Below are 26,604 nucleotides of genomic sequence, written 5' to 3'. Positions count from 1 at the left end.
GCCCGCTCCATTCACTCTGCGCAAGGGCGAGGCCCGACCTTTTGCCCTTTGGAGACGATGATGACAGGTCCTCGCAATGCTTTTTCCCTGGACGCCTATCTGGCGGATCTGGCCCCCCTCATCAACCTGGATTGCGGTACCCGCACCCCGGCCGGGGTGGCTCGGGTGGCCGACATCCTGACCGAAAAATATGAGGCCATTGGCTGGCAGGTGGTGCGCCACCAGTTAGCTCCTGAGTGCGGCCCCTGCCTCGAGGCAACCAATGCCCCGGGGGCGGATCACTATGACGTCATGCTGGTGGGTCACATGGATACCGTCTTCCCCGAGGGGACGGCGGCCAAGCGGCCGCTGAAAGTCGAAGGCAATCAGGCCTTCGGCCCCGGTGTGTCGGACATGAAGAGCGGCCTGCTCTCCACCTGGTATGCCTTGAAGGGGATGGATCCGGCGCTGCTGGCCAAGCTCAAGGTGTTGGTCTGCTGTAACTGCGACGAGGAGATTGGCTCCCCCTGGTCCAGGGATTGGCTGGTAGCCAAGGCCAGGCAGAGCGGCTGCGTGCTGGTGGCCGAGGCGGCCCGCCCGAGCGGGGATCTCATCAGCGCCCGCAAGGGCAACGCCAAGTACCGCATCCGCTTCCACGGCAAGGCTTCTCATGCCGGTTCGGCCCTGACCGAAGGGGTTTCCGCCATTACAGAGCTCGCCCATTGGGTGCTGACCATCAATGAACAGGTCAACATGGAGACGGGCACCACCATGAACGTGGGGGTGGTACAGGGGGGCACCGGCGTCAACGTGGTGCCGGACTTCGCCGAGGCCATAGTCGACCTGCGCTTCTGGAGCAATGACGAGGCTGCCGCCGTGCACGAGCGGCTCGGCTTTATGGCCAACAACCCCTTCCTGCGCGGTTGCCGGGTCGAGGTGGAGCGCCAGAGCTTCAAGCCGGCAATGCGCCCGAGTGGCGACACCGAGGCGTTGATGGCGCTGGTGGAGGCGGCGGCAGCGGATGAGGGGATCTCCTTCAACTGGCTGGAGGCGGGGGGCGGATCTGATGCCAACTTCACCGCCGCGGCCGGGGTGCCGTCCCTCGATGGCTTGGGCCCCATGGGTGGTGGCTTCCACTCGGAGGCCGAGTTCCTGCTGCTTGACAGCATAGAGCCGCGCATCCGCCTGTTGCAGCGGGTGCTGGGCAAGCTGGCGAAATAGGTCGGTGTGCCCGGCAAGCAAAACGGGAGGCCATCGCCTCCCGTTTTTTATGGTTGCTCGGTGGGCACAGGCTCGTCCTGGGCCAGATAGGCCAGATGATCCTGGCGCGCCAGCTGCCAGCCATCGAGGCGCAGCGGGGCGGCAAAGCCCGGGCCGTCGGTCACCATGCTGTGGTACTCCCCCTGCTCGCCGCAGGCATCGAATCCCTCGCGCTCGGCCAGTTGCTGCAGCTCGCTGAGGGTGGCGGCATCCAGGATACGTCCGGCCCATTCCGGGGCAAGTATCCGGGTATCGACGCAGGATAAGTGGGCGACTATGCCGCGCGCCAGCATATCCGCCAGCAGCGCCTGGCGAGATTGCTGCCAGAGCGGGGTGTGGACGGTTAGCCCCAGCGGCTGGCAGCGTTCGCGGATCCAGTTTGGTGCGCCCCCCACGCTGTCGATATCGCCGGTCACCACCCCATCGAGTGCCCACTCCTGCCGCAGGCGACTCAGCGCCATCTCATAGCCCTGCTCGAATGGCGCTTCTATGGTGACCAGCAGATGGGGCAGACCCAGGGCCGCCGCCTGACGGCGCACCAGTGGCAAGGGGTGAGCGAGAAATCGGGGCTTTAGCGGTGCAAAGGTGGCCAGGGCCACCACCTGATGACCCGCATCGCGGGCATGGCAGAGGGCCAGCATGGCATCTTTGCCACCGCTCCAGAGCAGGATGACGCGAGACATGGATGAGATTCCAATGGTGAACTAGGGGGCATGCTACCCAGCGGCGGGGGCGCAGGTAAAGGCATAGTGTCTGGAAATGGCGGCTGGAAATAGCAGTGGGGAAATTGTTGGGGAGCCGAGAGGGGGAGAAAAGAGCAGGCCCCCAAAGCGGGGGCCTGTCTGGCAATGGCGTGCTAAACGCGACTGCGATTAGAGCAGAATGGTGGTCAGCACATAGCCCAGGGCACAGGAGCTGCTGACCCCGATCAGCCCCGGAATGATGAAGCTGTGGTTGATGATGAACTTGCCGATGCGGGTGGTGCCGGAGCGGTCGAAACCGATACAGGCCAGGTCGCTCGGGTAGGTCGGCAGCACGAAGTAGCCGTAGCTGGCCGGCAGGAAGGCGATCAGCAGTTTCGGCTCTACGCCCAGAGCCAGACCCATGGGGGCGATGGCGGTCAGGGCGGCGGCCTGGCTGTTCACCAGCTTGGAGATGAGGAAGAGCACCAGGGCGTAGGTCCAGGGCTGGGCCTGTACCACGTGGGCCAGGGTCTCTTTGAGCAGCGGCATGTGGGCCTGGAAGAAGGTTTCGCTCATCCAGGCAACCCCGAACACGGAGAAGATGGCGACCATGCCTGCCTTGAAGACGGCGCCGTTGGAGATATCGCCCGGCTTGACCTTGCAGCGCATCAAAATGATGGCGCCGGCGATCAGCATCATCATCTGGATCACCAGGTTCATGGAGAGGGGGCCTGTCTTGTCCTTGATGGTGAACACCGGACGCAACCCTTCGTTGGCACCGAGCAAGACCACGGCAGCGATGGCGGCGAAGAAGATCCAGGTAGACCAGTAGGCCTCTTTCGGGAACTTGGTGTTGAGCAGGGTTTCACCGCCGCCATAGACGAAGGCGCGCTGCTCAGGATCCTGGATCTTGGCCTGGAACTCCTCATCCTTGTCCAGATCCTTGCCACGGCGCAGGCTCCACAGGGCCGCCATGACCACACCGGTCAGGGAGGAGGGGATGGCGATCATCAGGATGTCGAGCAGGCCGTAGGCCTGACCTATGCCGTGACCGGCCGCCAAAATGGAGACCATGGAGACCACGGCAACGGAGACAGGGGAGGCGCAGATCGCCATCTGGGAGGCAACGGAGGCGACCGCCATGGGGCGCTCGGGACGTATGTTCTTCTGCAGCGCTATGTCGGCGATGATGGGGAACATGGTGTAGACCACGTGGCCGGTACCGCACAGGAAGGTGAGGGTCCAGGTGGTGAGGGGCGCCAGGATTGTGATGTACTGGGGGTGGCGGCGCAGCAGACGCTCGGCGACCTGCATCATCAGGTTGAGGCCACCGGCGGTCTGCAGGGTGGCGGCGCAGCCGATCACCGCCAGTATGGTCAGCATCACCTGCACCGGCGGCTCGCCCGGCACCAGGCCGAACACGAAGGTCAGCAGGAAGAGACCTATGCCACTGATGAGACCCAGTCCCATGCCCCCAAAGCGGGTACCCAGCAGCAAGCAGCCGAGCACCACCAAAAATTCCATCAAGATCATTCCATTACCTCGTGTGATTGAATCCATGTCCGCATCGGCCCTGGGGCCCGGGAGCATCTGTCGTTATTTGCCCCTAAAGGGTTGGTGGGTATTCTGGCACCCCTAAAGGGGTAAAAAATTGAGGTGGTTCAATAACAGACTCTTTTCCGATTTAAGTGCATAAAAACTATGGATATGCCCTTGAACAGGGGCGATCGGGAGGGTGGCAGGCAGGGGAAGGGCTGGGGGGATTTATTCGAGGATCAGGATGAGAGGCGGGGGGCCACAGCCGGGAGAGCAGGAAATAAAAAGCCGACCCAAGGGTCGGCTTTTGCACGGAGCGAGTCTGGCTCGGCGCGTCTTAGAACTCGGCGGTGCGAGGGGTACGCGGGAAGGGGATGACGTCGCGCACGTTCCCCATGCCGGTCACATAGACCACCAGACGCTCGAAGCCCAGGCCGAAACCTGAGTGCGGCACTGTGCCGTAGCGACGCAGGTCGCGATACCACCAGTAATCTTCCTTGTTCAGGCCCATTTCGGCTAGACGGGCATCCAGCACCTCGAGGCGCTCCTCACGCTGGGAGCCACCGATGATCTCGCCGATCCCCGGGGCCAGCACGTCCATGGCGGCGACGGTTTTGCCGTCGTCGTTGAGGCGCATGTAGAAGGCCTTGATGTCTTTCGGGTAGTTCTTCACCACCACAGGAGACTTGAAGTGCTCCTCGGCCAGGTAGCGCTCGTGCTCGGAGGAGAGATCGATGCCCCAGGAGACAGGGAACTCGAAGCTCTTGCCGCAGTTCTTCAGTACTTCGATGGCGTCGGTGTAGTCAATCTGGGCGAAGTCGGAGGCGACGAAACGTTCCAGACGGTCGATGGCGTCCTTGTCAATGTGCTGGGTGAAGAACTCCAGATCGTCACGGCGCTCACGCAGCACGGCGTTGAAGACGTATTTGAGCATGGCTTCGGCCAGGGCGGCGTTATCTTCCAGGTCCGCGAAGGCGATTTCCGGCTCCACCATCCAGAACTCGGCCAAATGGCGGCTGGTGTTGGAGTTTTCGGCGCGGAAGGTCGGGCCGAAGGTGTAGACCTTGGACAGGGCGCAGGCATAGGTCTCGACGTTGAGCTGACCGGAGACGGTCAGGAAGGTCTCCTTGCCGAAGAAGTCCTTGTCGTAATCCACCTTGCCTTCGGGAGTGCGCGGCAGGTTTTCCATGTCCAGGGTGGAGACGCGGAACATCTCGCCGGCACCTTCGGTGTCGGAGGCGGTGATGAGGGGGGCGGCAATCCACAGATAGCCTTCTTCGTGGAAGAAGCGGTGAATGGCCTGGGCCAGGCAGTTGCGCACCCGGGTCACGGCGCCGACCACGTTGGTACGGGCACGCAGGTGACCCTGCTCGCGCAGGTATTCGATGCTGTGGCGCTTGGCAGACATGGGGTAGGTGTCCGGGTCTTCGACCCAGCCTACTACCTTGACGTCGGAGGCTTGCAGCTCGAAGGCCTGGCCGCTGCCCTGGGAAGCCACGACCACACCGGTCACTTCCACTGAGCAGGCGGTGGTCAGACGCAGCACTTCATTCTCGTAATTGGCCAGGGTATTGGGAACGACGGCCTGTACCGGATGGAAACAGGAGCCATCGGATATGGCCAAAAATGAGATCCCCGCCTTGGAATCGCGGCGGGTCCGGATCCACCCTTTCACTGTCTGGGTGGTGCCAACCGCATACTTACCGGTCAGCACATCTACTACGGATGCGTGCGTCATCGAAATATTGTCTCCAGCTTGTTCTTGCAGCGCTATTTGCAACACTAGGGGTCTGGCCGGGCGTGAGTGGCCCATCATGGCAGACTAAGCCGTTAATCTTACCCGCGCGGGTTTGATAAACAAGCAAAAATGTCGGACCCTTGCGGGGTTTTCCCCATGAATCTTGCATGGATCCGGTCGGTTGGGCAGGGGGTGAGAGTGAAGGAACGCAGGCGGGGGCCGGATGGCTGGATACGGGTACTCCAGGGGCTGGTGATCCTCTGCTGGGGCGGCTTTATCGTCCTGCTCGGCCTCTATCACCATGCCCGCCCCGATATTGCCTACGGCTTTCTGGTCTATGGCGGGGTCAAGGTGCGTGACTATTGGGATCCTGCCTTGACCCCCTGGCTGGTGCACGGGCTCTGGGGTTGCTGCCTGCTGACCCTGGGGGTCTTGGCGCTGGAGCAGCGCCGCAGTCGACGGCAAGAGGATGCGCTGCACCTCAATTTGTTCATCCTGCTGCTGATCCTGATCGCCAGCCTGCTGTTCTACTACCTGGCGTGATCCACCGGCTTCTCGTCCTGTGACGAGGGGGCGGGGCGCTTGCCGAGCTGGCGCTCCACGCTGTCGAGCATCTGGTTGTAGGCGAGCGCCACCCGGCCTATCTCGTCCCCTTCATCCCCCTCCAGCCGGTGGCCGAAGTCGTGCAGATCGGTGGCCTCTTCCATGGAGCGGGTCAGCTGGTTGAGGGGGCGGACTATCCAGGTACGGATGACCCAGAGGGTGAGCAGCAGCCCCAGCCCGAAGATACCGGTGAGAATAAGCGCCGAAGTGAGGATGTTCTGCTCGACCCGGGTAAAGAGGGTATCGAGGGAGTAGTCAAAGCGCACAGCCCCCAGCACCGTATTCTCCGGCACCTGGTGGCAACTGGTGCAGTCGGTGCCGCGAAAATCCGTCTTGGCCAGCAGGGGGCGGGTTACCACCAGCTTGCTGTGGGTGCCGTCGTGCACCACCTCCAGGCTCCCCTTGCCCGCCAGGGCCAGGGCATCGAATCTGTCCTTGGGGGCCTCGGTCTCGCGACCCGCCCCGTACTGCTTGTTGATCGCCGCTCCGCGCACTATGCGGGCATCTTCCACGTGGGCGTGATCGAGGAACTTGGCGCGCAGGGTGTCGCGGGCCTCCATCTTGCCGGTCAGCATCAGCATGTTGAGGCCGTCGAAATAGGCCTCGGTCTGCTCGCGGCTCTGCTCCTTGATGAGGGTCAGGATGAGGTCGCGCTCGCGCACCGCCTGATAGGCCGCGGAGAACACCAATACCATGGAGAAGATGAAGAGCAGGAAGAAATTGATCTTGGCAGTGATGGAGAGGCGCATGGGAAAGGTACATCTGTTGGGTAAAACCCGCGCAGTCTACTCCCCTCGCCAGCCGGGTTCTGGTGTCTTGCTCACATTCTGATGAAAAAGAGCCAAAAGGCCCTGCATTCTCATGCAGGGCCTATTCATCCAGACTCAGAATTCGCCGCTGGTGATGGCCTCATGGATGGCGCGGGTCAGCACCCGCAGCTCCTCGGGGCTGATGACGAAGGGGGGCATCAGGTAGATGAGCTTGCCGAAGGGGCGGATCCAGGCTCCCAGTTCGACGAACTTGCGCTGGATGCGCGCCACGTCCACCCGCTCCTTCATCTCTACCACGCCGATGGCGCCGAGTACCCGCACATCCGCCACCGCCGGGTTGAGGGTCAGCTGCACCAGCTCGGTGCGCAGCTGATGCTCGATGGCCTGTACCCGTTCCTGCCACGGCGAGGCCAGCAGCAGATCGATGGAGGCGTTGGCCACCGCGCAGGCGAGTGGATTGCCCATAAAGGTGGGGCCGTGCATAAAGACCCCGGCCTTGCCGTCACAGATGGTGCGGGCGACCTGCTCCGTGGTGAGGGTGGCCGACAGCGTCAGGTAGCCGCCGGTGAGCGCCTTGCCCAGGCACATGATGTCGGGGCTGATCCCCGCCCAGTCGCAGGCAAACAGCTGGCCGGTGCGGCCAAAGCCGGTGGCTATTTCGTCGGCAATCAAGAGCAGGCCGAACTCGTCGCACAGGGCGCGCACCCACTGCAGGTAGCGGGGATGATAGAAGCGCATGCCGCCCGCCCCCTGGACTATGGGCTCCAGCACTATGGCGGCAATCTCTTCGTGGCGATCGGCAACCAGCTCCGCCAGCTCCACCACGCAGCTCTCGTCCCACTGGGCGTGGAAGCGGCAGCTCGGGGCGGCCACGAAATGGTGCTCCGGCAGGAAGCCCTTGTAGAGCTCGTGCATGCCGCCATCGGGGTCACAGACGCTCATGGCGCCGAAGGTGTCGCCGTGATAGCCGCCCCGCAGGGAGACAAATTTGGCCCTTGGCGTCCCCTTGGCATGCCAGTACTGCTGGGCCATCTTGAGTGCCACCTCCACCGCTACCGACCCCGAATCTGCCAGAAACACCCGATCCAGCCCTTTTGGTGTGATCTCCACCAGCTTGCGGCACAGCTCCACCGCAGGAGCATGGGTCAGGCCGCCAAACATCACGTGGGACATCTTGCCGAGCTGGGCAGTGGCGGCGGCGTCCAGCTCCGGCACCTGATAGCCGTGGACGCAGGCCCACCAGGAGCTCATGCCATCCACCAGTTCACGGCCGTCGCTGAGGGTGAGGGTCACCCCCTTGGCGCTGGCCACTTCATAGCAGGGCAGGGGATGGGTGAGGGAGGTATAGGGGTGCCAGACGTGGTGCAGGTCGAATTCTTGATTGGTCATTTTGTGTTCTGTTGTCAATTGGTTTGATCTGGTCGGTGTTGACAGTCTACGCGCGCTCTCTACACTAGCCAACAATTTCAGCCACTTGGCGCCAGGCCTCACTGCGAGGAGGTCGGCCTGTGGCGGCTTTTGCGGTCCTTCATCCCAGGATGGCGGCGCAGGATCCCACTTATAACAACTGGAAGCCATGTATGAATGCTCTCACCCTGGGCGGTCACGCCCTTCGTCACGACTGGACCCTCGCCGAGGTTCAGGCCCTGTTTGCCCTGCCATTCAACGATCTGCTGTTCCAGGCCCAGACGGTACACCGCGCCCATTTCGACCCGAACGAGGTGCAGGTGAGCACCTTGCTCTCCATCAAGACCGGCGCCTGCCCGGAGGATTGCAAATATTGCCCCCAGAGCGCTCGCTACCACACCGGGCTCGAAACCGAGCGGCTGATGGAGGTGGAAAAAGTGCTGGAGCGGGCCCGCGAGGCCAAGGCCAATGGCTCGTCGCGCTTCTGCATGGGGGCCGCCTGGCGCAACCCGAAGGAGAGGGACATGCCCTATATCCTCCGCATGGTCGAGGAGGTGCGCGGGCTGGGGATGGAGACCTGCATGACGCTGGGGATGCTGACCGCGGATCAGGCCGCCCGCCTCGGTGCCGCCGGCCTTGACTACTACAACCACAACCTCGATACCTCGCCGGAGTTCTACGGTGACATCATCACCACCCGCACCTATCAGGACAGGCTGGATACCCTGGAGCACGTGCGCGGCGCCGGCATGAAGGTGTGCTCAGGTGGCATCGTCGGCATGGGGGAGCAGGCGAAAGATAGGGCGGGTCTCTTGATGGCGCTGGCCAACCTGCCGCGCCACCCGGAGAGCGTGCCCATCAACATGCTGGTCAAGGTGAAGGGGACTCCCCTGGAAAATGAGGAGAACCTGGATCCTTTCGAATTTATCCGCACCATAGCGGTGGCGCGCATCATGATGCCCGCCTCCCACGTGCGCCTCTCCGCCGGGCGGGAGAAGATGAACGAGCAGATGCAGGCCATGTGCTTTATGGCCGGCGCCAACTCCATCTTCTATGGCTGCAAGCTCTTGACCACCCCGAACCCCGACGAGAACAGCGACATGCAGCTCTTCAAGCGGCTCGGCATCCGTCCCGCCCAGCGCGCCCAGAAGCCGGATCAGGTTCAAGAAGAGGAGCTGCTGGCCGAGGTGAGCCGCCAGAGCGAGCCTCGCGAACTCTTCTACGATGCCACCCGCCCCCGCGCAGGTGCCGTCCGTTCATGACTTCCCCTGTTGTCACAGGCCCCTTTGCGCTGGGGGAGGCCCTGGCCGGGCGCGAGCAGGCGGACCTGCTGCGCCGCCGCATCGCCACCGATGGCCCCACTGGCGCCAGGCTGGTGGTCGATGGGCGCGACTACCTCAACTTCTCTGCCAACGACTACCTGGGGCTCGCCGATCACTCCGCCATCAAGGCCGCCTTCAAAGCGGGGATCGACCGCCATGGTGCGGGCGCTGGCGCCTCGCCGCTGGTAACCGGTTACAGCCGTGCCCACCAAGAGCTTGAGGAGACCCTGGCCGAGTGGCTCGGGGTGGAGGCGGTGCTGCTGTTCAACTGCGGTTTTTCCGCCAATCAGGCGGTGCTCAAGGCCCTGCTCGGCAAGGAGCACCTGCTGTGGCAGGACAGGCTCAACCACGCCTCCCTGCAGGAGATGGGCAGCCAGCTCCCTTGCAGGATGAAGCGCTTCGGCCACAACGACATGGCGGCCCTTGAGCGTCAACTTGAGCCAAACCGTGGCTTGATCGTCTCGGAAGGGGTCTTCAGCATGGACGGGGATCAGGGCCCCTGGCACGAGCTTGCAACCCTCGCCGCCCGGAGCGGCAACTGGTTGATGATCGATGATGCCCATGGTCTCGGTGTGCTGGGGCCACAAGGGCGTGGCACCCTGGCGGCGCAGGGAGTACATCCGGCCAGCGTACACATCCAGATGGGCACTTTTGGCAAGGCGCTTGGGGTCGCCGGTGCCTTCGTGGGGGGCAGCCGCGAGCTGGTGGAGTACCTGGTCAACTTTGCCCGCCACTATGTCTACAGCACCCATATGCCGGCCGCCCAGGCCTGTGCGGTCAGCAAGAGTATCGAATTGGTACGCGCTGCTGATGATGCCCGCGCTCATCTTGGCCAGTTGATCGCCCGCTTCCGGCAGGGGGCCGAGGCGCTGGGCTGGCGGCTCGGAGCAAGCGAGACCCCGATCCAGCCCCTGCTGGTGGGGGAGAGCGCGGCTGCCCTGCAACTGGCCCAGCGGCTGCGGGATAGCGGCGTCTGGGTCAGCGCCATCCGCCCACCCACTGTGCCGGTCGGCACGGCGCGCCTTCGCATCACCCTGAGTGCGGCGCACCGCGAGCAGGATGTGGACAGCCTGCTCTATGCCTTGGGCCCTTGCCCGCTAGGTGCAGGTGCCGAGGGGGCTTGCCATGCATGAGCGTTTCCAGCAGGTCGACAAGGCCCAGCTCGCCCGCCGCTTCGGGGCGGCCGCCCGTCATTACGACGCCCATGCCCGCTTCCAGCAGGAGGTGGGGCAGGCGCTGCTTGACCTGATGCCGGACGGGCAGGTCGGTTCTGAACTGACGGTTTGCGGGCTGGATCTGGGCTGCGGCACCGGCTTCTTCCTGCCCGCGCTGGCGGGTCGTTGCCAGCAGTTGCACGGGCTGGATCTCGCCCCCGGCATGCTGGCCCAGGCCGCCCTGCGTGGCAGCGGCGCCCGGCTGGTGTGCGGCGATGCGGAGGCGCTGCCCTTCGCGGATCAGAGCCTGGACTGGGTCTTCTCCAGCCTGGCCCTGCAGTGGTGCGAGCGCCCGGCCCAGGCGTTTGCCGAGATCCACCGGGTGCTCAAGCCCGGCGGCCAACTGCTGTTCTCGACCCTGCTTGTGGACTCCCTCTGGCAGTTGCGCGAGGCCTGGGGTGTCGTCGACGGGCACGCCCACGTCAATCGCTTCCTCGCCCTGCCCCAGTTGCAGCAGGCCATTGGCGCCGCGGGGTTTCAGGCGCCTGAGTTGACCTCTGTCACCTGGTCCCTCGCCTATCTGGAGCTCAATGACTTGCTGCGGGATCTCAAGGGCATAGGGGCCAGCCAGGTCAATGACGACAGGGCCGCGGGGCTTGGCAACCGCCAGCGCCTGAGGCGTCTCGGGGAAGCCTATGAACGCCACCGCCAGCCCGACGGCCTGCTGGCCGCCAGCTATGAGGTCTGTCTCGGGCGCCTTGTCCGCCGCTGATCGGCCGCGGGATCACCCGTTTTTTGCCTTGGGCCGGGCGAGGTTAGCCGCCCGGCACAAGCCCATCATTGATACCCAGGTGGTGCCAGAGCGCCACCTTGAACTGCGCTGAGGAATCATCATGGTCAGATCCTATTTCATCACGGGCACCGACACAGACGTGGGCAAGACCCTGGTCGCCCGTACCCTGCTGCAAGCCTTCGCCGCCCAAGGCATCTCCTGCGCTGGCTACAAGCCGATTTCCGCCGGCTGTGCCCGCACCCCCGAGGGGCTTCGCAACCTAGATGCCCAGCAGTTGCAAGCGGCCGCCAGCCTCCCGCTGCCCATCGACTCGGTCAACCCCTATGCCTTCGAGCCCCCCATAGCCCCCCATATAGCCGCCCGGGAGGTGGGGGCGAGCATTCCTTTGGCGGGCCTGTCGGCTGGATTGCGGGAGATTGAACGGGCCGGTGCCGAACTGGTGATAATCGAGGGGGCGGGGGGGTGGTTTTTGCCGCTGGATCACCAGCATCTGCTCTCCGACTGGGTCGCCCTTGAGCGCCTGCCGGTGATCCTGGTGGTGGGGGCCAAGCTGGGTTGCCTCAATCATGCCCTGCTCACCTGCGCCGCCATCCGCCACCAGGGGCTGACCCTGGCTGGCTGGGTGGTCAATCGGGTGGATCCGCACATGAGTCGCTACCCGGAGAACCTGGCCACCTTGAAAGCCTTGTTGCCGGCCCCATTTCTGGGAGAGATCCCCTTCGTAGACCAGCCGCTCGAGGCGGATCTGCGCGGCTGTCTCGACGTCTCGTCCCTGGGCTGACCCCCTCGGCAGCTTAGCTGGGCCCGACATTCAGCAAACATTCATCGAGTCTGTCTATGATCGGGAGCAGGTGTGGTATCAGGTCGATTGTGAACTGGCCCGAACCATGCATCTATATCTCACAAGGAGTCAATATGAAGCGAATTATGCTATTCCTGGTGACCAACCTGGCCGTCATGCTGGTGCTGGGGGTGGTACTCAATATCCTGTTCTCGGTTCTGGGGATCAACAAGTCCAGCATTTCCGGTCTGTTGGTGTTCTGTGCCGTGTTCGGTTTTGGGGGTTCCTTTATCTCCTTGCTGATGTCCAAATGGATGGCCAAGCGCAGCTATGGCGTCCAGGTCATCGAGCAGCCCCGCAACGAGACAGAACACTGGCTGGTGAGCACTGTTGCCCGTCAGGCCCGTGAGGCTGGCATCAAGATGCCGGAAGTGGGGATCTACGACTCTCCCGAGATGAACGCCTTTGCCACAGGTGCCCGTCGTGACGATTCCCTCGTCGCCGTCTCCTCCGGCCTGCTCTACAGCATGAGCCGTGACGAGGCGGAAGCCGTGCTGGCCCACGAGGTGAGCCACGTGGCCAACGGCGACATGGTGACCCTGACCCTGATCCAGGGGGTGGTGAACACCTTCGTGATGTTCTTCGCCCGCATAGTGGCCGGCGTCATCAGCAACTTCTTCAGCTCCAACAACAGCGAAGAGAGCAGCAGCTCCGGCGGCTTTGCCTACATGATCACCGTCTTCGTGCTGGAGATGCTGTTTGGCGTGCTGGCCTCCATGATCGTCATGTGGTTCAGCCGTCAGCGTGAGTTCCGCGCCGACGCCGGTGCCGCCAAGCTGGCCGGCCGCGACAAGATGATAGCCGCGCTGCAGCGCCTCTCCCGTGGTGCCGAGCCGCAGATGGAAGGGGCCATGATGGCCTTCGGCATCAACGGCAAGCGCTCCATGAGCGAGCTGTTCATGAGCCACCCGCCCATAGAGCAGCGCATCGCCGCCCTGCGTGGCTGATTGCCAGACGCCATAAGAAAACGGCTGCCTCAGGGCAGCCGTTTTGCTTTGTGGTGATGGCACCGCCCCGTGGCGGCGCCATCCTCTTATTTGATCACCAGATCGGTCAGCGGCACGGCGCAGCAGGTGAGGATCCTGCCAGCGGCCCGCTCGGCGGCCGTGATGGCCGGGGCGTCCGGGTGATCTACCTCCCCTTCGAGCAGGGTCTGCTTGCAACTGCCGCAGATGCCGGCGCGGCAGCTCCAGGGCAGCTCCACCCCCTGCTTGTGGGCCTGATCCAGTATGGTGCCCTGGTTGTTGCCAGCGAAGGTCTGCTCGCCGATGCGCAGCTGCACCGCCTTGTGGGGGCGGGCCACCGAGAGAATGGCCCCGCCAAAGCTCTCCTGCCGGATGCGCTCGGCGGCGACCCCTTGCTCCTGCAGCAGCCTGACCGCCTCGCTCATAAAGCCGTGGGGGCCGCACAGGAAGATCTCCCGCGCCAGCAGATCCCTGACCTGCGCGAGGTGCCCCTTGCCAAGGCGACCGCTCATGCCCTGCCAGTGCGCATCGGGCTGGCTCAGGATCAGGGTCAGCTGCATGCCTGCCTGACTCATGGCGTGCAGCTCGGCGGCGGCAGGAATGTCGGCCTCGCTGCGGCACAGGTGCATAAAGTGCACGTCGCCGAGTTCGTGTCTGAGATGCAGGGTGCGGGCGATGGAGAGCATGGGGGTGACGCCTGAGCCCGCCGAGAGCAGCAGCAGCTTGCGCTCGGTGCCGAGGTGAAACTCCCCGGCCGGGGGGGCGGCCAGCAGGTGGTCGCCCACCCGCAGCTCATGGTGCAGCCAGGGGGAGATACGGCCATCGGCCAGCTTCTTGACGCTGATGCTGTAACGCTCGGGTCTCTCCGGGGTGGAGCTCAGGGTATAGCGGCGCTGTTGCCTCTCCCCCTTGATGTCGAGGCTGATGGGCAGGTGCTGGCCCGGCAGATAGTCGGGCAGGGGCTCGCCGTCGGCGGCCTCGAACCAGAAGGTCTCCAGATCCCGGGCCAGGGGCTCGCGGGCCACGCAGACCAGCTCCCGCTTCTTCGGCGCCGCATTGGGGTAGACATGGGGGCGGGTGCTTTCCAGCACCTCGATCTCGCTGCCTGCCTCAATCCAGCCCTCGTTCAGCGCCACCAGATTCTGGCCGAAATAGACATCCCCATCCTCGCCACGGCGGTAGCGGGTCAGGGTGGCGAGCGGCTCTTTCAGGGCGTTGAAGCGATCCGTGCCTGCCTCCACAGTGGTCATGATGCAGCGGCTGCAGGGCTTGGCCACCAGAAACTCCACCTCGCCGATGCGGATCCGCTTCCAGCCATCCTCCTCGAAGGGGCGGGTGCCGCTCGCCACCAGGTTGGTCCTAAACTGGCTCATCTGATGCAGGGCATCGGATCTCAGGTTGAGGTCATCGAGCGAGGCCTGGCTGATCAGCAGCAGGGGATAGCCGTCGGCAAAGCTGACCCGGGTACCGGTTTTCTCCCGAAAACGGTCAGAGGTTTCGCCGAGCCAGAGCAGGCGAACCGGCTCCCCCGCCACCTGGCTCAGCCACTCATCGGCCTGGGACTGGGTGTGCAGGGCATGGAAGCTGTCGCCCCAGACCCCGGTGGCCTGGGGGGCGCGGCTGAAGTCGGCCTCCTGCAACCTGAGCTGCGCCATTCCCGGGTAACGCAGTTGCAGGCCGCCCTCCACCGGGGTGGCCGTCACCAGTTGCAACTGGGGATGGGTGCGGGCCGTGATGAAGCTGCCGTCCGGCTTGACCACCATGTAGCGGCGATCCCCCAGCAGCCCCTCCTCGGTCACCAGGGCGCGGGTCAGCGGCATGCCCGCCGTCGATTTGATGGGGTAGAGATGTATGCTGGCGAGGCTGGGCATGTCAGGGTCCTTGTGCTGTGGCGATTCCAGTGAAGAGGGCAAGATAACGATTCCTGTCCTGTGCGGCAATCCTCTCTTGCCCCCCATCATGGGGGGGCAGGCGAGGCGGCGCCTGGCCGGTGCCAGCCAGCGGCGCCATGTGATCGGGGTCGGATCCCGGGGGAAACTCCTCATAAAGTGCAACATTTATTGATCCTGATCCCCAGGTGCGTACAAAAAACGGCCCATCATCGAGCCAGCTTCCAGTTTCTGACGCTTTCGCTTCTTCCCTCTCCGGCCACCGTCTGCCCAGGCTACACGGTATCAAGTGCATTCGGAGCGGGCCTGTTACCCAACAAAGAAGAAAGCAATGTATGAGCAAACAACTGGATATGACCCCACAGCCGGATCTCTCCCTGAAATCGGGAACGGGCCCGGTCCGCACCCGGCTGCCCGTCTGGCAACCGGCCCTGCCACCCTGCAATCACGCCTGTCCGGCTGGCGAGAATATCCAGGCCTGGCTTGCCCTGGCCGAAGCGGGCCGCTTCGAGGCGGCCTGGCAGACGCTTGTCGAAGAGAACCCCTTGCCCGCCGTCCATGGCCGGGTCTGCTATCACCCCTGCGAGAGCGCCTGCAACCGCGCCCAGGTGGACGATGCCGTCTCCATTCATGCCATCGAGCGTTTCCTCGGTGACGAGGCGCTGGCCAAGGGCTGGCTGCCTGCAACCCCGGCGCCCGCCAGCGGCAAGAAGGTGCTGGTGATCGGTGCCGGGCCCTCAGGCCTCTCCTGCGCCTGGCATCTCAATCGGCTCGGCCATCGGGTGGAGATCCGTGAGGCGGGGCCGCTCGCCGGCGGCATGCTGCGCTTTGGTATTCCCGCTTACCGCTTGCCCCGCGATGTGCTGGACAGGGAGGTGGCCCGCATCCTGGCCGCTGGTGTGACGCTGACCCTCAATCACAAGGTGGAAGACGTGCTCAAGGCGCGTGACGAGGGGGGCTTTGACGCCGTCTTTATGGCCATAGGCGCCCATCTGGCCAAGCGGGTCGATATTCCGGCCCGGGAGGCGGGCAAGATCCTCGATGCGGTGAGCTTCCTCGAACAGGCCAGTCTGGCCGAGGAGCAAGGACTGCCGCCCCCCAGACTGGGGCGGCGAGTGGCCATCTACGGTGGCGGCAATACCGCCATGGACGCGGCCCGCACCGCCCGCCGCCTCGGTGTTGAAGAGGCGATGATCATCTACCGCCGCGACCGGGATCATATGCCCGCCCACGCCTTCGAAGCCCTTGAGGCCGAGGAGGAGGGGATCAAGATCAACTGGCTGCGCAGCATCCGCCAGCTCGACAGCACCAGCATCGAGGTGGAGGTGATGGCGCTGGACGGGCAGGGCAAGCCGGTGCCCACCGGCCAGTTTGAAACCCTGGAAGCGGACTCCCTGATTCTGGCGCTGGGTCAGGAGGTCGACCTCTCTGTGCTGGAGAGCATCCCCGGCGTGCGGATCAACAAGGAGGGAGTGGTGCAGGTGGCGGGCAACCTGATGACGGATGTGCCGGGTCTCTTTGCGGGTGGCGACATGGTGCCCTCGGAGCGCACCGTCACCATAGCCACCGGCCATGGCAAGAAGGCGGCGCGCCATATGGATGCCTGGCTGCGCGGTCGCCACTACCACAAACCGCTTTCATTCCCGCTGGTGGGGCCCGAGCAGCTGCAGCTCTGGTTCCAGACCCATGCGCCCGCCAGCAGTCAGCCGGTCAAACCGGCGTGGGCGCGGGACGACTTTGGCGAGATCATAGGTGGGCTGGACGAGACGGCGGCCCGCTACGAGGCGGCGCGCTGCTACTCCTGCGGCAACTGCTTCGAGTGCGACGGCTGCTACGGCAGCTGCCCCGAGCAGGCCATCACCAAGCTGGGGCCGGGTCTGGGCTATCGGGTGGATGCGGATCGCTGCACCGGCTGCGGTGCCTGTCACGATCAATGCCCCTGCCACGCCATAGTGCTGCGCCAACCGGAGGTGTCCCTATGAAACATGAACTGATCATGGTCGATGGCAACGAAGCCGCGGCCCGGGTGGCGTACCAGCTGAGCGAAGTGTGCGCCATCTATCCCATCACCCCCTCCTCGACCATGGCGGAGCTGGTTGACGCCTGGGCGGACGAGGGGCAGACCAACCTCTGGGGCAACATCCCCACAGTCGTGGAGATGCAGAGCGAAGGGGGGGCTGCTGGTACTGTGCACGGCGCCCTGCAGGCGGGGGCGCTCGCCACCACCTTCACCGCCAGTCAGGGGCTGATGCTGATGCTGCCCAACATGTACAAGATCGCCGGGGAATTGACCGCTGCTGTGTTCCATGTGGCGGCCCGTTCGCTCGCGGCGCAGGGGCTCTCGATTTTTGGCGACCATCAGGACGTGATGGCGGCGCGCAGCACCGGCTTTGCCATGCTCGCCTCCGGTTCTGTGCAGGAGGCGCAGGATCTGGCGCTGGTTGCCCACAGCGTCACCCTGCAGTGCCGGGTGCCCTTCATCCACTTCTTCGACGGCTTTCGCACCTCTCACGAGGTGAACAAGATCACGGCCCTGCATAGGGACGAGATCCGCGCCCTTGTCGACAACGACTGGGTGCGGGCCCACAGGGCCCGGGCGCTCAACCCGGATCACCCCGTGATGCGCGGCACCGCCCAGAACCCCGACACCTACTTCCAGTCCCGCGAGAGCGTCAACCCCTTCTACGAGGCGGTGCCGGCGCGGGTGCAGCAGTGCATGGACAAGCTGGGATCCCTCACCGGCCGCCACTACCGGCTGGTGGAGTACCACGGCGCCAGCGATGCCACCGACGTTATCGTGCTGATGGGATCGGGGGCGGCCACCGCCCGCACTACCGTGGATTGGCTCAACCGGCAGGATCGCAAGACCGGGGTCCTGGTCATTCGCCTCTATCGTCCCTTCCCGGTGCAGGCGCTGCTCGATGCCCTGCCCAGGAGTGTGCGTCGCATCGCCGTGCTGGATCGCACCAAGGAGCCGGGCGCGGGCGGCGAGCCGCTGCTGCTGGATGTACAGAGCGCCCTGATTGACGGCTTGCAGCGTGGCCTTCTCAAGCGGCTGCCCTGGCTCAGTGGCGGTCGCTATGGCCTCTCTTCCAAAGAGTTCACCCCCGCCATGTGCGCGGCGGTATTCGAGGAGCTGGCATCCGATGCACCGCGTCCGCGCTTTACCGTGGGGATTGTCGATGACGTCTCCGGCCTTAGTCTGGCCTGGCACCCCATCGGCGATCTGGAGCCCGCCAGTCGGGTGCGGGCGCTCTTCTTTGGCCTGGGTGCAGACGGCACGGTGGGCGCCAACAAGAACAGCATCAAGATCATCGGCGAGCTGGAGGGGTTCCACGCCCAGGGCTACTTCGTCTACGACTCCAAGAAGTCGGGCTCGCGCACCGTCTCCCACCTGCGTTTTGGCCCCGAGCCCATCGATGCGCCCTGGCTTATCGAGCAGGCGAGCTTTATCGGCTGCCACCAGTGGGGCTTTGTCGAATCGGTGGATCTGCTGGAGCACGCCGCCCAAGGGGCGACCCTGCTGCTCAATGCCCCTTATGAGGCGGACAAGGTGTGGGGCCAGCTGCCCGAGCGGCTGCGCGCCCGCATCCGTGCCCTCAATATCCAGCTCTACTGCATCGATGGGGATCGGGTGGCCGAGCAAAACGGCATGGGCAATCGCATCAACACCATTATGCAGACCTGCTTCTTCGCCCTGGCCGGGGTCTTGCCACGGGATGAAGCCATTGCGCTGATCAAGGAGAGCATAGAGAAGAGCTATGCCCGCAAGGGGCCCGAGGTGGTCGAGCGCAACTTCGCGGCCGTGGACGATACCCTGGCTCACCTCTGCAAGGTGGCAATCCCGGCCGGTGACGAGCAGATCAGCGACTATCCGCTGCCACTGGCAGCGGGCGGCAGCGACTTTGTCCAGCGGGTCACAGGCGAGATGCTGGCGGGGCGTGGCGATCTCATTCCCGTCTCCATGCTGCCGGTGGATGGTACTTACCCCACCGCCACCAGCCGCTTCGAGAAGCGGGATATCGCCCGCGAGATCCCTATCTGGCACTCCGATATCTGCATTCAGTGCGGCAACTGCGTCTTTGTCTGCCCCCACGCGGCGCTGCGGGCCAAGTTCTACCATCAGGACTGGCTGGCGACCGCCCCCGAGGCTGCCCAGTCGGTGCCCGTCACTGCCAAGGGCTTCCCCGATAGCCGCTACACCTTGCAGCTCTATCCGGAGGATTGCACCGGCTGCGGTCAGTGCGTGCAGGCCTGTCCGGTGCGGGTCGGAGCGGATGAAAACCACGAAGGCGACCGCGCCATCACCATGATGGACAAGGCGCCGCACCTGGCGGGCCAGAAACAGGCGCTGCGCTGGTTCGAGAGCCTGCCGTGGCCTGCCCGCGAGCGGGTGGATTTCTCCACGGTGCGCGGTGCCCAGTTCCTCGAGCCGCTGTTCGAGTTCTCCGGCGCTTGCGCCGGTTGTGGCGAGACCCCGTATCTCAAGCTGCTGACCCAGCTGTTTGGCGATCGCATGCTGGTGGCCAACGCCACCGGTTGCTCCTCCATCTACGGCGGCAACCTGCCGACCACGCCGTGGGCCAAGAACGCGGAAGGGAAGGGGCCAGCCTGGTCCAACTCCCTGTTCGAGGACAATGCCGAGTTCGGCTTTGGTTTTCGTCTCACCGCCGATCAGCATCACGGTCAGGCGGTGGCGGCCTTGCAGGGGATGAAGGGGGAGCTGGGAGAGGCATTGGTCGATACCCTGATTAGCGCCCCGCAGCGGCTGGAGTCGGAGATCCGCGCCCAGCGGGGCCGGGTAGCCCAAGTGCGGGAGCGGCTGGAAGAGGTGAAATCCGGCAAGGCTCGCGAGTTGTTGTCACTCATCGATCAGCTGGTGCGCCGTTCGGTCTGGATCATCGGCGGCGATGGCTGGGCCTATGACATAGGCTCGGCGGGGCTCGATCATGTGCTCGCCTCCGGGCGCGATGTGAACGTGCTGGTGATGGATACCGAGGTCTACTCCAACACCGGCGGCCAGATGTCGAAATCGACGCCGCTCGGTGCCGTTGCCAAGTTCGCAGCGGGGGGCAAGACGCTGGCCAAAAAGGATGTGGCGTTGCAGGCCATCTCCTACGGCAACGTCTATGTTGCTCGCATCGCCTTTGGTGCCAACCCGCAGCAGGCACTGCAGGCCTTGCGTGAGGCCGAAGCCTATCCTGGCCCGTCGCTGATCATCGCCTACAGCCACTGTATCGCCCATGGCATCGATATGGAGCAGGGCTTGGCCCAACAGAAGCGGGCGGTGGATTCGGGCCATTGGCCACTGATGCGCTACAACCCTGTATTGCGCAGCGCGGGGCAGAACCCCTTCAGCCTCGACAGCCTGCGCCCCTCCATTCCCCTCGCCGAGTACAGGGCAGAGGAGAACCGCTACCAGGTGCTGGCCCAGAGTCATCCTGAAGAAGCCGAGCGGCTGATGCAGGTGGCGCAGCAGGTGGTCTGGCAGAGGTGGGCCACCTACGAGGAGATGGCCACCCGCGAGGCCAGCCAGTTCCATCCGCCGGTGTGATGAAGGGGTGAGTGAAATACAACCAAGCGGGCCATTGGCCCGCTTTTTGTGTGGAAAGAAAGTGAGTTCTCTCTTGAGTAAAAATATACAATTTTCCGAAAGAAAGTTTAGTGTTATGTAGAAAATCGTCAGTGATAGCGCATTGAGAGAAATGAAAATTATGGATAATATATGTGCAAATCTAATTAAAGGGAACCTGTAAAATGAGCAAGTATATGGAGGGCGTCGAAAAGGTTTATTCGTTATCGAATCAACCATGGGTGAAACAAATGGACAGAATTCAGTCGGTTCTAAATCCAGTATGAATGAAGGAAATAGAACGTATTAATACTATTCCAAACTCGATTATTAGGCCAGAAGTTGCACTGCTTTCTCAAACTATAAAAAAATATAGATCTAATCTAACCTGGCTGGATGGTTTTTCTCAACTAGGAATTCAAAAGTATTTAAGATGTATCGAACGAGATTTTCCAGAGTTCCGAAAATTATCTTATCTCCCTAACGAGTTTATTTTGACATTAAACTTGTTAAAGCAACATCGAACTTTGGTTCAAAGTGTTGATCTTTATGCGTGTTCAGCCGAGTCAGTTGAATATGAAGATGACTCTGATATTTCCAGTGTATTATCTGAAGTAAACGAAATACTTAGAGAAAGTAGTTTATCTCGAAATTCATTATTAGAAGCCTTTCAGAAACTTCCAGGCTTATTTAAAGTTATTATACTGTTGTTTATAACTGAAATAATTGCTCCTATAAGTGTTGACATATACATTAAACCTGAGATTGAAGAGTTTCTTAGGAACAATGATGAACCTCGTAGAGTTCAGACTAATGCGATTAAAAAACTTCCTAAAAGTATTGGTGTAGATGTGACACCTCTAAACAGATTTATTAGCGGAGATGAAGTCCGATTGAGAGTTTCACCATCTATAAAGTCAGAGATAATTATGACTTTAAATTTTGGGCAATCTGTATACGTTCTTGAAAAGAATCGTAGCTGGATAAAGGTTGCAATACCTCAAAAACAAGGTGAGACGTTAGAAGGCTGGGTGTTTACTGAATATACAGAGCGCTTTAATAAATAGCTCTAGCTGGTTGTATAAAACATAGTCAATCTATTGATAGTCAGGTGTTCCTTTGCCGAGCTTGCTACAGAAATATATGTTATTCATGAATGAAAATAGAATGATGTGACAGCGAAAGTGATTTAGTGAGATTGCCGCATAACAGATACAAATATTACCAGCTCAACAACATTTATCTATCAGCATGCCAAGGCTTCCTTTTCCTTTCAAGGCAGGTAAGCTGCGTGGCAAACAATGTCAAGCATGAGAAGGGGACGGTGACAGAACAATATATAGCAGGGCCGAGCGGCTGATGCAGGTGGCGCAGCAGGTAGTCTGGCAGAGGTGGGCCACCTACGAGGAGATGGCCACCCGCGAGGCCAGCCAGTTCCATCCGCCGGTGTGATGAAGGGGTGAGTGAAATACAACCAAGCGGGCCATTGGCCCGCTTCTTTGCTTCCGATGTCAAAGGGGGAGTGGCCCCGCGCCGTCGTGAGCGGGCAATAAAAAGCCCGGCTTTAAGCCGGGCTGGGGGATAAGTTGCTTATCCAGGTATTCGTCGAGGCGTCTAGTGTGGATGTTGTTTGAGGATGTCGTATATCTCCTCTTTCAGTTTAAGTTTCTGTTTTTTCAGATCCTTCACCTCGGAGCTGTAATCGCTGGCGTGATGTTTTTCCAGCTTCCTGATCTCCGCATCCAGGTCGTTGTGCAAGTCAAACTTCTTTTGGAAATGGACATCACTGCTCTTCAGTTTCGAGATGAGATCTCTGTACTCGGGGAACATGTAATGAAGCCTCCTTGGTGTCGTTTGATTGTGCCTTGACCTTCAAACTACCCCTTCCCCCGGGAGATAAATGTGATCCCGATCCAATTTGGGGCAACGGATTTGCTGCATCTGGCGGATGATTTTTAACTGATTGAATCACAAGCAGATAAGTGATTTATGAGGAGGGCAGAGAGGAGGGAACTGGGAGCTTGTTCACAGTTGTGACGCTTTGATGACGACAGGCGCGCGCCAGGCGGGCAGCAAGAAGGGGCGCAAGGCCCCTTCTTCAAAAGCAGTGCCGTCTTTACTCTTTTTTCTTTTTCTTCTCGGGCAGGGGCTGACCGCCTCGGGCAATCACCTTGCCCACCTCGAAGCCTATCTGGGCCGCCAGCTCTTCCAGATCCGGGGCCTTGGCCTCGTTGCCGATGGCGTACTGGTAGTTGGCTATGGTGATCTTCTCGGCCACCGGGGTGCCGGGAACTATGGGCTCACGCCAGCCCTGGCCAACATGGGCCACCAGGGTGCCGTTCATGATGAGCTCGCCGACTATCTCCTGGGTGGGGATGCCCTTGCCGTAGGTCAGGCCCTGGGGGTGTTTCTTGCCCACCAGGGGTTCGGTGCTTGCGGGCATCAGCTTGGTGCGGATCAGCCACTTGGGATCCTTGTGCTTGCCCACCGCCTTGCCGGTCTGGTACTCGTTGATCTTGATGGTCTTGATCATCTGGGCCATGAAGTCCTTGGTCAGGGCCTTCTGCGCCTCGCTGGTCTGGTCGATGACGATGGGGGCCACGTACCAGGTCTGGGGGGCTTGCGCCTTGGGGGCCGCCGGGGCGGTTTGTGCCATGGCGAGCGGGCTGAGCAGGATGGCCGCCAACAAGAGTCCGATTTTCTTCATTGTGATTCCGCTTATGTTTCGACAAGAATTTTGTTTTGCCAGCGACGACTGCGCCAGCGCCAGAACATGGCCAGACCGCGTACCCACTCGTCGCAGGCCAGCGCCAACCAGATGCCTACCAGGCCATAGCCCTGCATGATACCAAGGAAATAGGCGAGGGGAACGGCAATGCCCCACATGGAGACGAGCGCCATGTAGAGCGGGAAACGGGCATCCCCGGTGGCACGCAGGGCGTTGATCACCACCAGGTTGAAGGTGCGGCCGGGTTCGAGGATGAGGCTGATGAGGAAGAGCTGCGCCACCTGGGTGATGATGTCTGCATCGTCGGTGAACAGGCTGATGATGGCGCGTCCGTTGAGGGCCGCGGCTATGGCAATCAGGCTGGTGACGATGAGGCCGAGCTTGAGGCTCTTGATGAGCTGGCGATAGGCCTGCTCGAAGCGACGGGCCCCCGCCAGATGGCCGATGATGATCTCGTTGCCAAGGCCGATGGAGAGGCCGAACAGCAGGATGAACAGGCAGATCTGGAAGAAGTAGGACTGGGTCGCCAGTGCCTTGTCGCCGAGCAGGCCGACGAAGGCGGTCACCACCATGAACTGCAGCATCCAGGAGAGGTTTTCCCCCGCCGCCGGCAGGCCTATGTGCAGCACCTTGTCTAGCATGACCTTGCTTGGCCGAAGGATCTCCGGCAGCCGCAGCCGTATGCCGGTCTTGCGCGCCACCAGCCACACCAGCAGCACCACGCCGACGATGCGCCCCACCACAGTGCTGATGGCGACCCCAGCGACCCCGAGCTGGGGCAGGCCGAACCAGCCGTAGAGCAGCAGCAGGTTGCCGACGAAGGTGATGAGGTTGACGATCAGGGTCACGTACATGGCCTGACGGGTGTGGCCATGGGCGCGCAGGGTGGCGGCCAGGCAGAGCGCCGCCGCCTCCGGTAGCAGGCAGAGGCCGATGATCTGCAGATAAAGGGTGGCATCCCCCATCAGGTGGGCGGGCAGGTTCATCAGCGCCAGCATGGTGCTGGCACCGGCCATGACCCCGACCGCGGCCACCAGCCCCACCAGCAGGTTGAAGCCGATGGCGGTGTGGATGACCACGCGCGCCTTCTCTCTATCCCCCGCCCCCAGGTACTGGGTGATCACCACGCTGGTGCCTATGCTGACGAAGCTGAACAATGTGATGGCGAGATCGAACACCTGGTTGCCGACTGCCAGTGCCGCCACCCCCTGATAGGAGACGTGGCCCACCATGAAGGTGTTGAGGGCCCCGGTCAGGAAGTGCAGGGCGAGATCGATGAACAGTGGCCAGGTCAGGGCGAAGAGGGTGCCCGGGCCCGCGTGGGATTGAGTCTGCATGGGATGTCCAAATACTGGGGATGGCCCTCGTCAGCGCCATCTGGACGGGCATTTAACACCAAGCGGGTGCGGGGTGCAATCCTGCCCTGAGCAAAGAGGGTGCTGGCCCGGCACCCTCTCGCAGTCTGGTGGCGCGCCGCCGTCAGACCGGGGTGGCGCCCGCTTCCTGCTCGCAGGGCCGGGTGAGGCGCGCCGAGTCCGGTAGCGTCTCATCCTGAGGCCAGCGGGAGAGCAGGGTATCAGTGGTGCTCTCCACCACTTCGTCATCCTTGAACACAGGCTCCCGGTAGCAGCGGGTCAGGCGCAGGGCCTGATACATGTCGGGACTGAGGATGACCCCCTCGTCCCCGATCCGGATCCCCGCCTGCTTGAGCCACTGGGTCATCTGGCCGTGACGACCCGCCATCACCATGTGGATGCCGCGGCGCCTGAGCTCCTTGTGCAGTTCCCCCACCATGCTCATCACGCTGATGTCCTGGTGGGTGAAGCAGGCCACGGCATCCACGATGAGGCACTTGGGATTGTGTGGATCCTGCACCAGCAGCGCCAGCACCCGCCGCTTGAAGTAGGGGGCGTTGAAGTAGGTCAGCGGCGAGTTGAAGCGATAGACCAGGATGCCGGGAATCGCCTTGGCCTGCTCGTTGTCCCCCAGGGTGCGCACCACCCCTTCATCGTCCATGCCGAGCAGCTGATCGGTGGGGCGCATCACGTTGCGCAGGAACTGGAACAGCCCCAGCAAGACCGCGAGGGTGATCCCCGGGATCACCCCCATGGTGAGCACGCTGATAAAGGTGATCAGCGCCAGCCAGAAGGCGGCGCGGTCCGAGTCGCGCAGAGCCCAGAGGCCGCGAAAATCGGTGAGCGACAGAGAGGCCATCACCAGCACCACCCCGAGGGCGGCGGTGGGAATGAATTGCAGCGGCGCCGTCAGGTAGAAGGTGATGAGGGCGATCACAGCCGCGGCTATGATGGAGACCAGCTGGCTCTTGCCGCCGTTGGCGTCGTTGACCGCGGTGCGTGAATCCGCGCCGCTGATGGCAAAGCCCTGGGAGACAGCCGAGGCCAGGTTTGCCATGCCAAGGGCCCGAAACTCCTTGTCCGCATCGATTTCGTAGCCGTTCTTGGCGGCGAAGCTGCGGGCGGTGAGCATCATGGAGACGAAGCTCACCATGGCGAGGTTGAGCGCCGGCAGCACCAGCTCGCGCATCAGGCCGGGGGGGAACTCCGGCATCTGGAAGGCGGGCAGGCCCGAGCCCACCGCCCCCAGAGTGGCGATATCGAACTGGCCGAGATTGAGGGCCCACACCAGGGCCGCCGTCACCACCATGGCCACCATGGAGGAGGGCCAGGATGGCCTGTAGCGCTTGGCCAGCAGCAGGGTGAGCAGGGCGGTCAGACTCATGGCCAGGGTCGGCAGATGGGTCTGGGTAAGGTAGTCGGTGCCATTCAAGATCCGCTCGATGAGATAGCGCTCGCTGAAGGTGAAGCCGAAGATCTTGGAGAGCTGGCTCACCATTATGGTGATGGCCACACCATTGAGCAGGCCCATCAGTATGGGGCGGGAGAGAAAGTCCGCCAGCACCCCCAGCTTGAAGCGGCTGGCGATCAGGCACCAGAAGCCGGTCATGGCGGTCATGGTCATCACCAGTTGCCACTGGCGGGTGGGATCCCCGGCGGCGAGTGGCGTCACCACGGCGGCAATGACGGCGCAGGTGGCGGCGTCCGGGCCGACGATGAGCTGGCGGGAGGTGCCAAAGAGGGCGTAGACCACCATGGGCAGTATGCAGGAGTAGAGGCCGACGATGGCGCCCACTCCGGCGAGCTCCGCATAGGCTATGGCCACGGGCAAGGCCACGGCCGCCACCGAGAGGCCAGCGCGAAGATCCGGCATCAGCCAGGCCCGCTGATATTGCAGCAGGGCGGCGAGGCCCGGCAGCCAGCGTTCGAGAGAGAAGAAGTCGCGCATTATTTAACCCATTGAGTTATAAACAGCTTTTCCTTAGTGTGCCCAAGGTTGCCGAAACATT

The 26,604-nt window shown here is 62.5% G+C and carries 20 protein-coding genes; 10 read left to right on the top strand and 10 right to left on the bottom strand.

Annotated elements, in window-relative coordinates:
- Positions 1-60: 60 nt before the first annotated feature.
- On the top strand, positions 61-1,200 hold the full coding sequence (locus G4923_RS05675) for a M20 family metallopeptidase (RefSeq protein WP_163136002.1): 1,140 nt from the start codon (positions 61-63) through the stop codon (positions 1,198-1,200).
- A 47-nt stretch (positions 1,201-1,247) separates the two neighbouring features.
- On the opposite strand, the gene G4923_RS05670 is transcribed toward G4923_RS05675, so the two are convergent.
- The 3 genes from G4923_RS05670 to asnS form a co-directional block, all read right to left on the bottom strand.
- Positions 1,248-1,922, bottom strand: coding sequence for an adenine nucleotide alpha hydrolase (locus G4923_RS05670; protein ID WP_163136000.1), 675 nt, complete (start codon positions 1,920-1,922; stop codon positions 1,248-1,250).
- A gap of 189 nt (positions 1,923-2,111) precedes the next feature.
- Entirely contained in the window at positions 2,112-3,455 is a 1,344-nt protein-coding gene (locus tag G4923_RS05665) for an anaerobic C4-dicarboxylate transporter (protein WP_025326310.1), read from the bottom strand.
- 340 nt (positions 3,456-3,795) lie between these two features.
- Positions 3,796-5,196, bottom strand: a complete 1,401-nt coding sequence (gene asnS / locus G4923_RS05660; protein ID WP_106887421.1) for an asparagine--tRNA ligase — start codon at positions 5,194-5,196, stop codon at positions 3,796-3,798.
- Between the two features lie 198 nt (positions 5,197-5,394).
- Between asnS and G4923_RS05655 the strand changes: the two genes are divergently transcribed.
- Complete coding sequence (locus tag G4923_RS05655; RefSeq protein ID WP_163135999.1) at positions 5,395-5,739, top strand: hypothetical protein; 345 nt, start codon at positions 5,395-5,397, stop codon at positions 5,737-5,739.
- On the opposite strand, the gene G4923_RS05650 is transcribed toward G4923_RS05655, so the two are convergent.
- Together G4923_RS05650 and bioA are read right to left on the bottom strand one after the other, a co-directional pair.
- Positions 5,727-6,548: a HAMP domain-containing protein gene (locus G4923_RS05650; RefSeq protein WP_163135997.1), complete on the bottom strand. Its 822-nt coding sequence runs from the start codon at positions 6,546-6,548 to the stop codon at positions 5,727-5,729. The genes G4923_RS05655 and G4923_RS05650 overlap by 13 nt on opposite strands.
- Before the next feature lie 135 nt (positions 6,549-6,683).
- Complete coding sequence (gene bioA / locus G4923_RS05645; RefSeq protein ID WP_163135995.1) at positions 6,684-7,958, bottom strand: adenosylmethionine--8-amino-7-oxononanoate transaminase; 1,275 nt, start codon at positions 7,956-7,958, stop codon at positions 6,684-6,686.
- 191 nt (positions 7,959-8,149) lie between these two features.
- On the opposite strand from bioA, the gene bioB reads away from it, so the two are divergent.
- The 5 genes from bioB to htpX all read left to right on the top strand — a co-directional run bounded on the left by bioB (position 8,150) and on the right by htpX (position 13,033).
- Complete coding sequence (bioB, locus tag G4923_RS05640) at positions 8,150-9,238, top strand: biotin synthase BioB (RefSeq protein ID WP_163135993.1); 1,089 nt, start codon at positions 8,150-8,152, stop codon at positions 9,236-9,238.
- Complete coding sequence (gene bioF, locus G4923_RS05635; protein ID WP_163135991.1) at positions 9,235-10,431, top strand: 8-amino-7-oxononanoate synthase; 1,197 nt, start codon at positions 9,235-9,237, stop codon at positions 10,429-10,431. The genes bioB and bioF overlap by 4 nt, the downstream gene beginning before the upstream one ends.
- Positions 10,424-11,224 (top strand): malonyl-ACP O-methyltransferase BioC, encoded by an 801-nt coding sequence (gene bioC / locus G4923_RS05630; protein WP_163135989.1) that lies wholly within the window; start codon positions 10,424-10,426, stop codon positions 11,222-11,224. The genes bioF and bioC overlap by 8 nt, the downstream gene beginning before the upstream one ends.
- A gap of 121 nt (positions 11,225-11,345) precedes the next feature.
- Positions 11,346-12,026, top strand: coding sequence for a dethiobiotin synthase (gene bioD, locus G4923_RS05625; protein ID WP_163135987.1), 681 nt, complete (start codon positions 11,346-11,348; stop codon positions 12,024-12,026).
- A 134-nt stretch (positions 12,027-12,160) separates the two neighbouring features.
- Positions 12,161-13,033, top strand: a complete 873-nt coding sequence (gene htpX, locus G4923_RS05620; protein WP_106887413.1) for a protease HtpX — start codon at positions 12,161-12,163, stop codon at positions 13,031-13,033.
- 86 nt (positions 13,034-13,119) lie between these two features.
- Here the strand turns inward: htpX and G4923_RS05615 are convergent, their stop codons facing one another.
- A complete protein-coding gene (locus tag G4923_RS05615) occupies positions 13,120-14,922 on the bottom strand; it encodes a hybrid-cluster NAD(P)-dependent oxidoreductase (RefSeq protein ID WP_163135985.1) in 1,803 nt (600 codons plus the stop codon).
- A 353-nt stretch (positions 14,923-15,275) separates the two neighbouring features.
- Between G4923_RS05615 and G4923_RS05610 the strand changes: the two genes are divergently transcribed.
- The 3 genes from G4923_RS05610 (at position 15,276) to G4923_RS05600 (ending at position 21,579) form a co-directional block, all read left to right on the top strand.
- Entirely contained in the window at positions 15,276-16,922 is a 1,647-nt protein-coding gene (locus G4923_RS05610; RefSeq protein ID WP_163135983.1) for an NAD(P)-binding protein, read from the top strand.
- Positions 16,919-20,494, top strand: a complete 3,576-nt coding sequence (nifJ, locus tag G4923_RS05605) for a pyruvate:ferredoxin (flavodoxin) oxidoreductase (protein WP_163135981.1) — start codon at positions 16,919-16,921, stop codon at positions 20,492-20,494. Before G4923_RS05610 ends, nifJ begins: the two co-directional genes overlap by 4 nt.
- A gap of 305 nt (positions 20,495-20,799) precedes the next feature.
- Positions 20,800-21,579, top strand: coding sequence for an SH3 domain-containing protein (locus G4923_RS05600; protein WP_163135979.1), 780 nt, complete (start codon positions 20,800-20,802; stop codon positions 21,577-21,579).
- 547 nt (positions 21,580-22,126) lie between these two features.
- Here G4923_RS05600 and G4923_RS05595 read toward each other — a convergent pair.
- The 4 genes from G4923_RS05595 to G4923_RS05580 all read right to left on the bottom strand — a co-directional run bounded on the left by G4923_RS05595 (position 22,127) and on the right by G4923_RS05580 (position 26,543).
- Positions 22,127-22,342 carry an HP1242/YdcH family protein gene (locus G4923_RS05595; protein WP_005313020.1) on the bottom strand — a complete coding sequence of 72 codons (216 nt, stop codon included), beginning with the start codon at positions 22,340-22,342 and terminating at the stop codon, positions 22,127-22,129.
- Positions 22,343-22,628: 286 nt separating this feature from the next.
- Positions 22,629-23,219: a hypothetical protein gene (locus tag G4923_RS05590; protein WP_163135976.1), complete on the bottom strand. Its 591-nt coding sequence runs from the start codon at positions 23,217-23,219 to the stop codon at positions 22,629-22,631.
- A gap of 11 nt (positions 23,220-23,230) precedes the next feature.
- Entirely contained in the window at positions 23,231-24,577 is a 1,347-nt protein-coding gene (locus G4923_RS05585; protein WP_106887407.1) for an MATE family efflux transporter, read from the bottom strand.
- A gap of 142 nt (positions 24,578-24,719) precedes the next feature.
- On the bottom strand, positions 24,720-26,543 hold the full coding sequence (locus G4923_RS05580; protein ID WP_106887406.1) for a SulP family inorganic anion transporter: 1,824 nt from the start codon (positions 26,541-26,543) through the stop codon (positions 24,720-24,722).
- Between the last annotated feature and the right edge of the window lie 61 nt (positions 26,544-26,604).

The sequence above is a fragment of the Aeromonas rivipollensis genome, from assembly GCF_010974825.1.
Classification (GTDB): Bacteria; Pseudomonadota; Gammaproteobacteria; order Enterobacterales; family Aeromonadaceae; genus Aeromonas; species Aeromonas rivipollensis.
Note: the sequence above shows the minus strand (reverse complement) of the source record. Positions and strands in the feature narration are given on the sequence as shown.

Excerpts from the sequence above, each read along its gene's own strand:
- G4923_RS05675 (WP_163136002.1), top strand. The coding sequence starts at position 61 with ATGACAGGTCCTCGCAATGCTTTTTCCCTGGACGCCTATCTGGCGGAT.
- G4923_RS05670 (WP_163136000.1), bottom strand. The coding sequence starts at position 1,922 with ATGTCTCGCGTCATCCTGCTCTGGAGCGGTGGCAAAGATGCCATGCTG.
- G4923_RS05665 (WP_025326310.1), bottom strand. The coding sequence starts at position 3,455 with ATGATCTTGATGGAATTTTTGGTGGTGCTCGGCTGCTTGCTGCTGGGT.
- asnS (WP_106887421.1), bottom strand. The coding sequence starts at position 5,196 with ATGACGCACGCATCCGTAGTAGATGTGCTGACCGGTAAGTATGCGGTT.
- G4923_RS05650 (WP_163135997.1), bottom strand. The coding sequence starts at position 6,548 with ATGCGCCTCTCCATCACTGCCAAGATCAATTTCTTCCTGCTCTTCATC.
- bioA (WP_163135995.1), bottom strand. The coding sequence starts at position 7,958 with ATGACCAATCAAGAATTCGACCTGCACCACGTCTGGCACCCCTATACC.
- bioB (WP_163135993.1), top strand. The coding sequence starts at position 8,150 with ATGAATGCTCTCACCCTGGGCGGTCACGCCCTTCGTCACGACTGGACC.
- bioF (WP_163135991.1), top strand. The coding sequence starts at position 9,235 with ATGACTTCCCCTGTTGTCACAGGCCCCTTTGCGCTGGGGGAGGCCCTG.
- bioC (WP_163135989.1), top strand. The coding sequence starts at position 10,424 with ATGCATGAGCGTTTCCAGCAGGTCGACAAGGCCCAGCTCGCCCGCCGC.
- bioD (WP_163135987.1), top strand. The coding sequence starts at position 11,346 with ATGGTCAGATCCTATTTCATCACGGGCACCGACACAGACGTGGGCAAG.
- htpX (WP_106887413.1), top strand. The coding sequence starts at position 12,161 with ATGAAGCGAATTATGCTATTCCTGGTGACCAACCTGGCCGTCATGCTG.
- G4923_RS05615 (WP_163135985.1), bottom strand. The coding sequence starts at position 14,922 with ATGCCCAGCCTCGCCAGCATACATCTCTACCCCATCAAATCGACGGCG.
- G4923_RS05610 (WP_163135983.1), top strand. The coding sequence starts at position 15,276 with ATGAGCAAACAACTGGATATGACCCCACAGCCGGATCTCTCCCTGAAA.
- nifJ (WP_163135981.1), top strand. The coding sequence starts at position 16,919 with ATGAAACATGAACTGATCATGGTCGATGGCAACGAAGCCGCGGCCCGG.
- G4923_RS05600 (WP_163135979.1), top strand. The coding sequence starts at position 20,800 with ATGAAGGAAATAGAACGTATTAATACTATTCCAAACTCGATTATTAGG.
- G4923_RS05595 (WP_005313020.1), bottom strand. The coding sequence starts at position 22,342 with ATGTTCCCCGAGTACAGAGATCTCATCTCGAAACTGAAGAGCAGTGAT.
- G4923_RS05590 (WP_163135976.1), bottom strand. The coding sequence starts at position 23,219 with ATGAAGAAAATCGGACTCTTGTTGGCGGCCATCCTGCTCAGCCCGCTC.
- G4923_RS05585 (WP_106887407.1), bottom strand. The coding sequence starts at position 24,577 with ATGCAGACTCAATCCCACGCGGGCCCGGGCACCCTCTTCGCCCTGACC.
- G4923_RS05580 (WP_106887406.1), bottom strand. The coding sequence starts at position 26,543 with ATGCGCGACTTCTTCTCTCTCGAACGCTGGCTGCCGGGCCTCGCCGCC.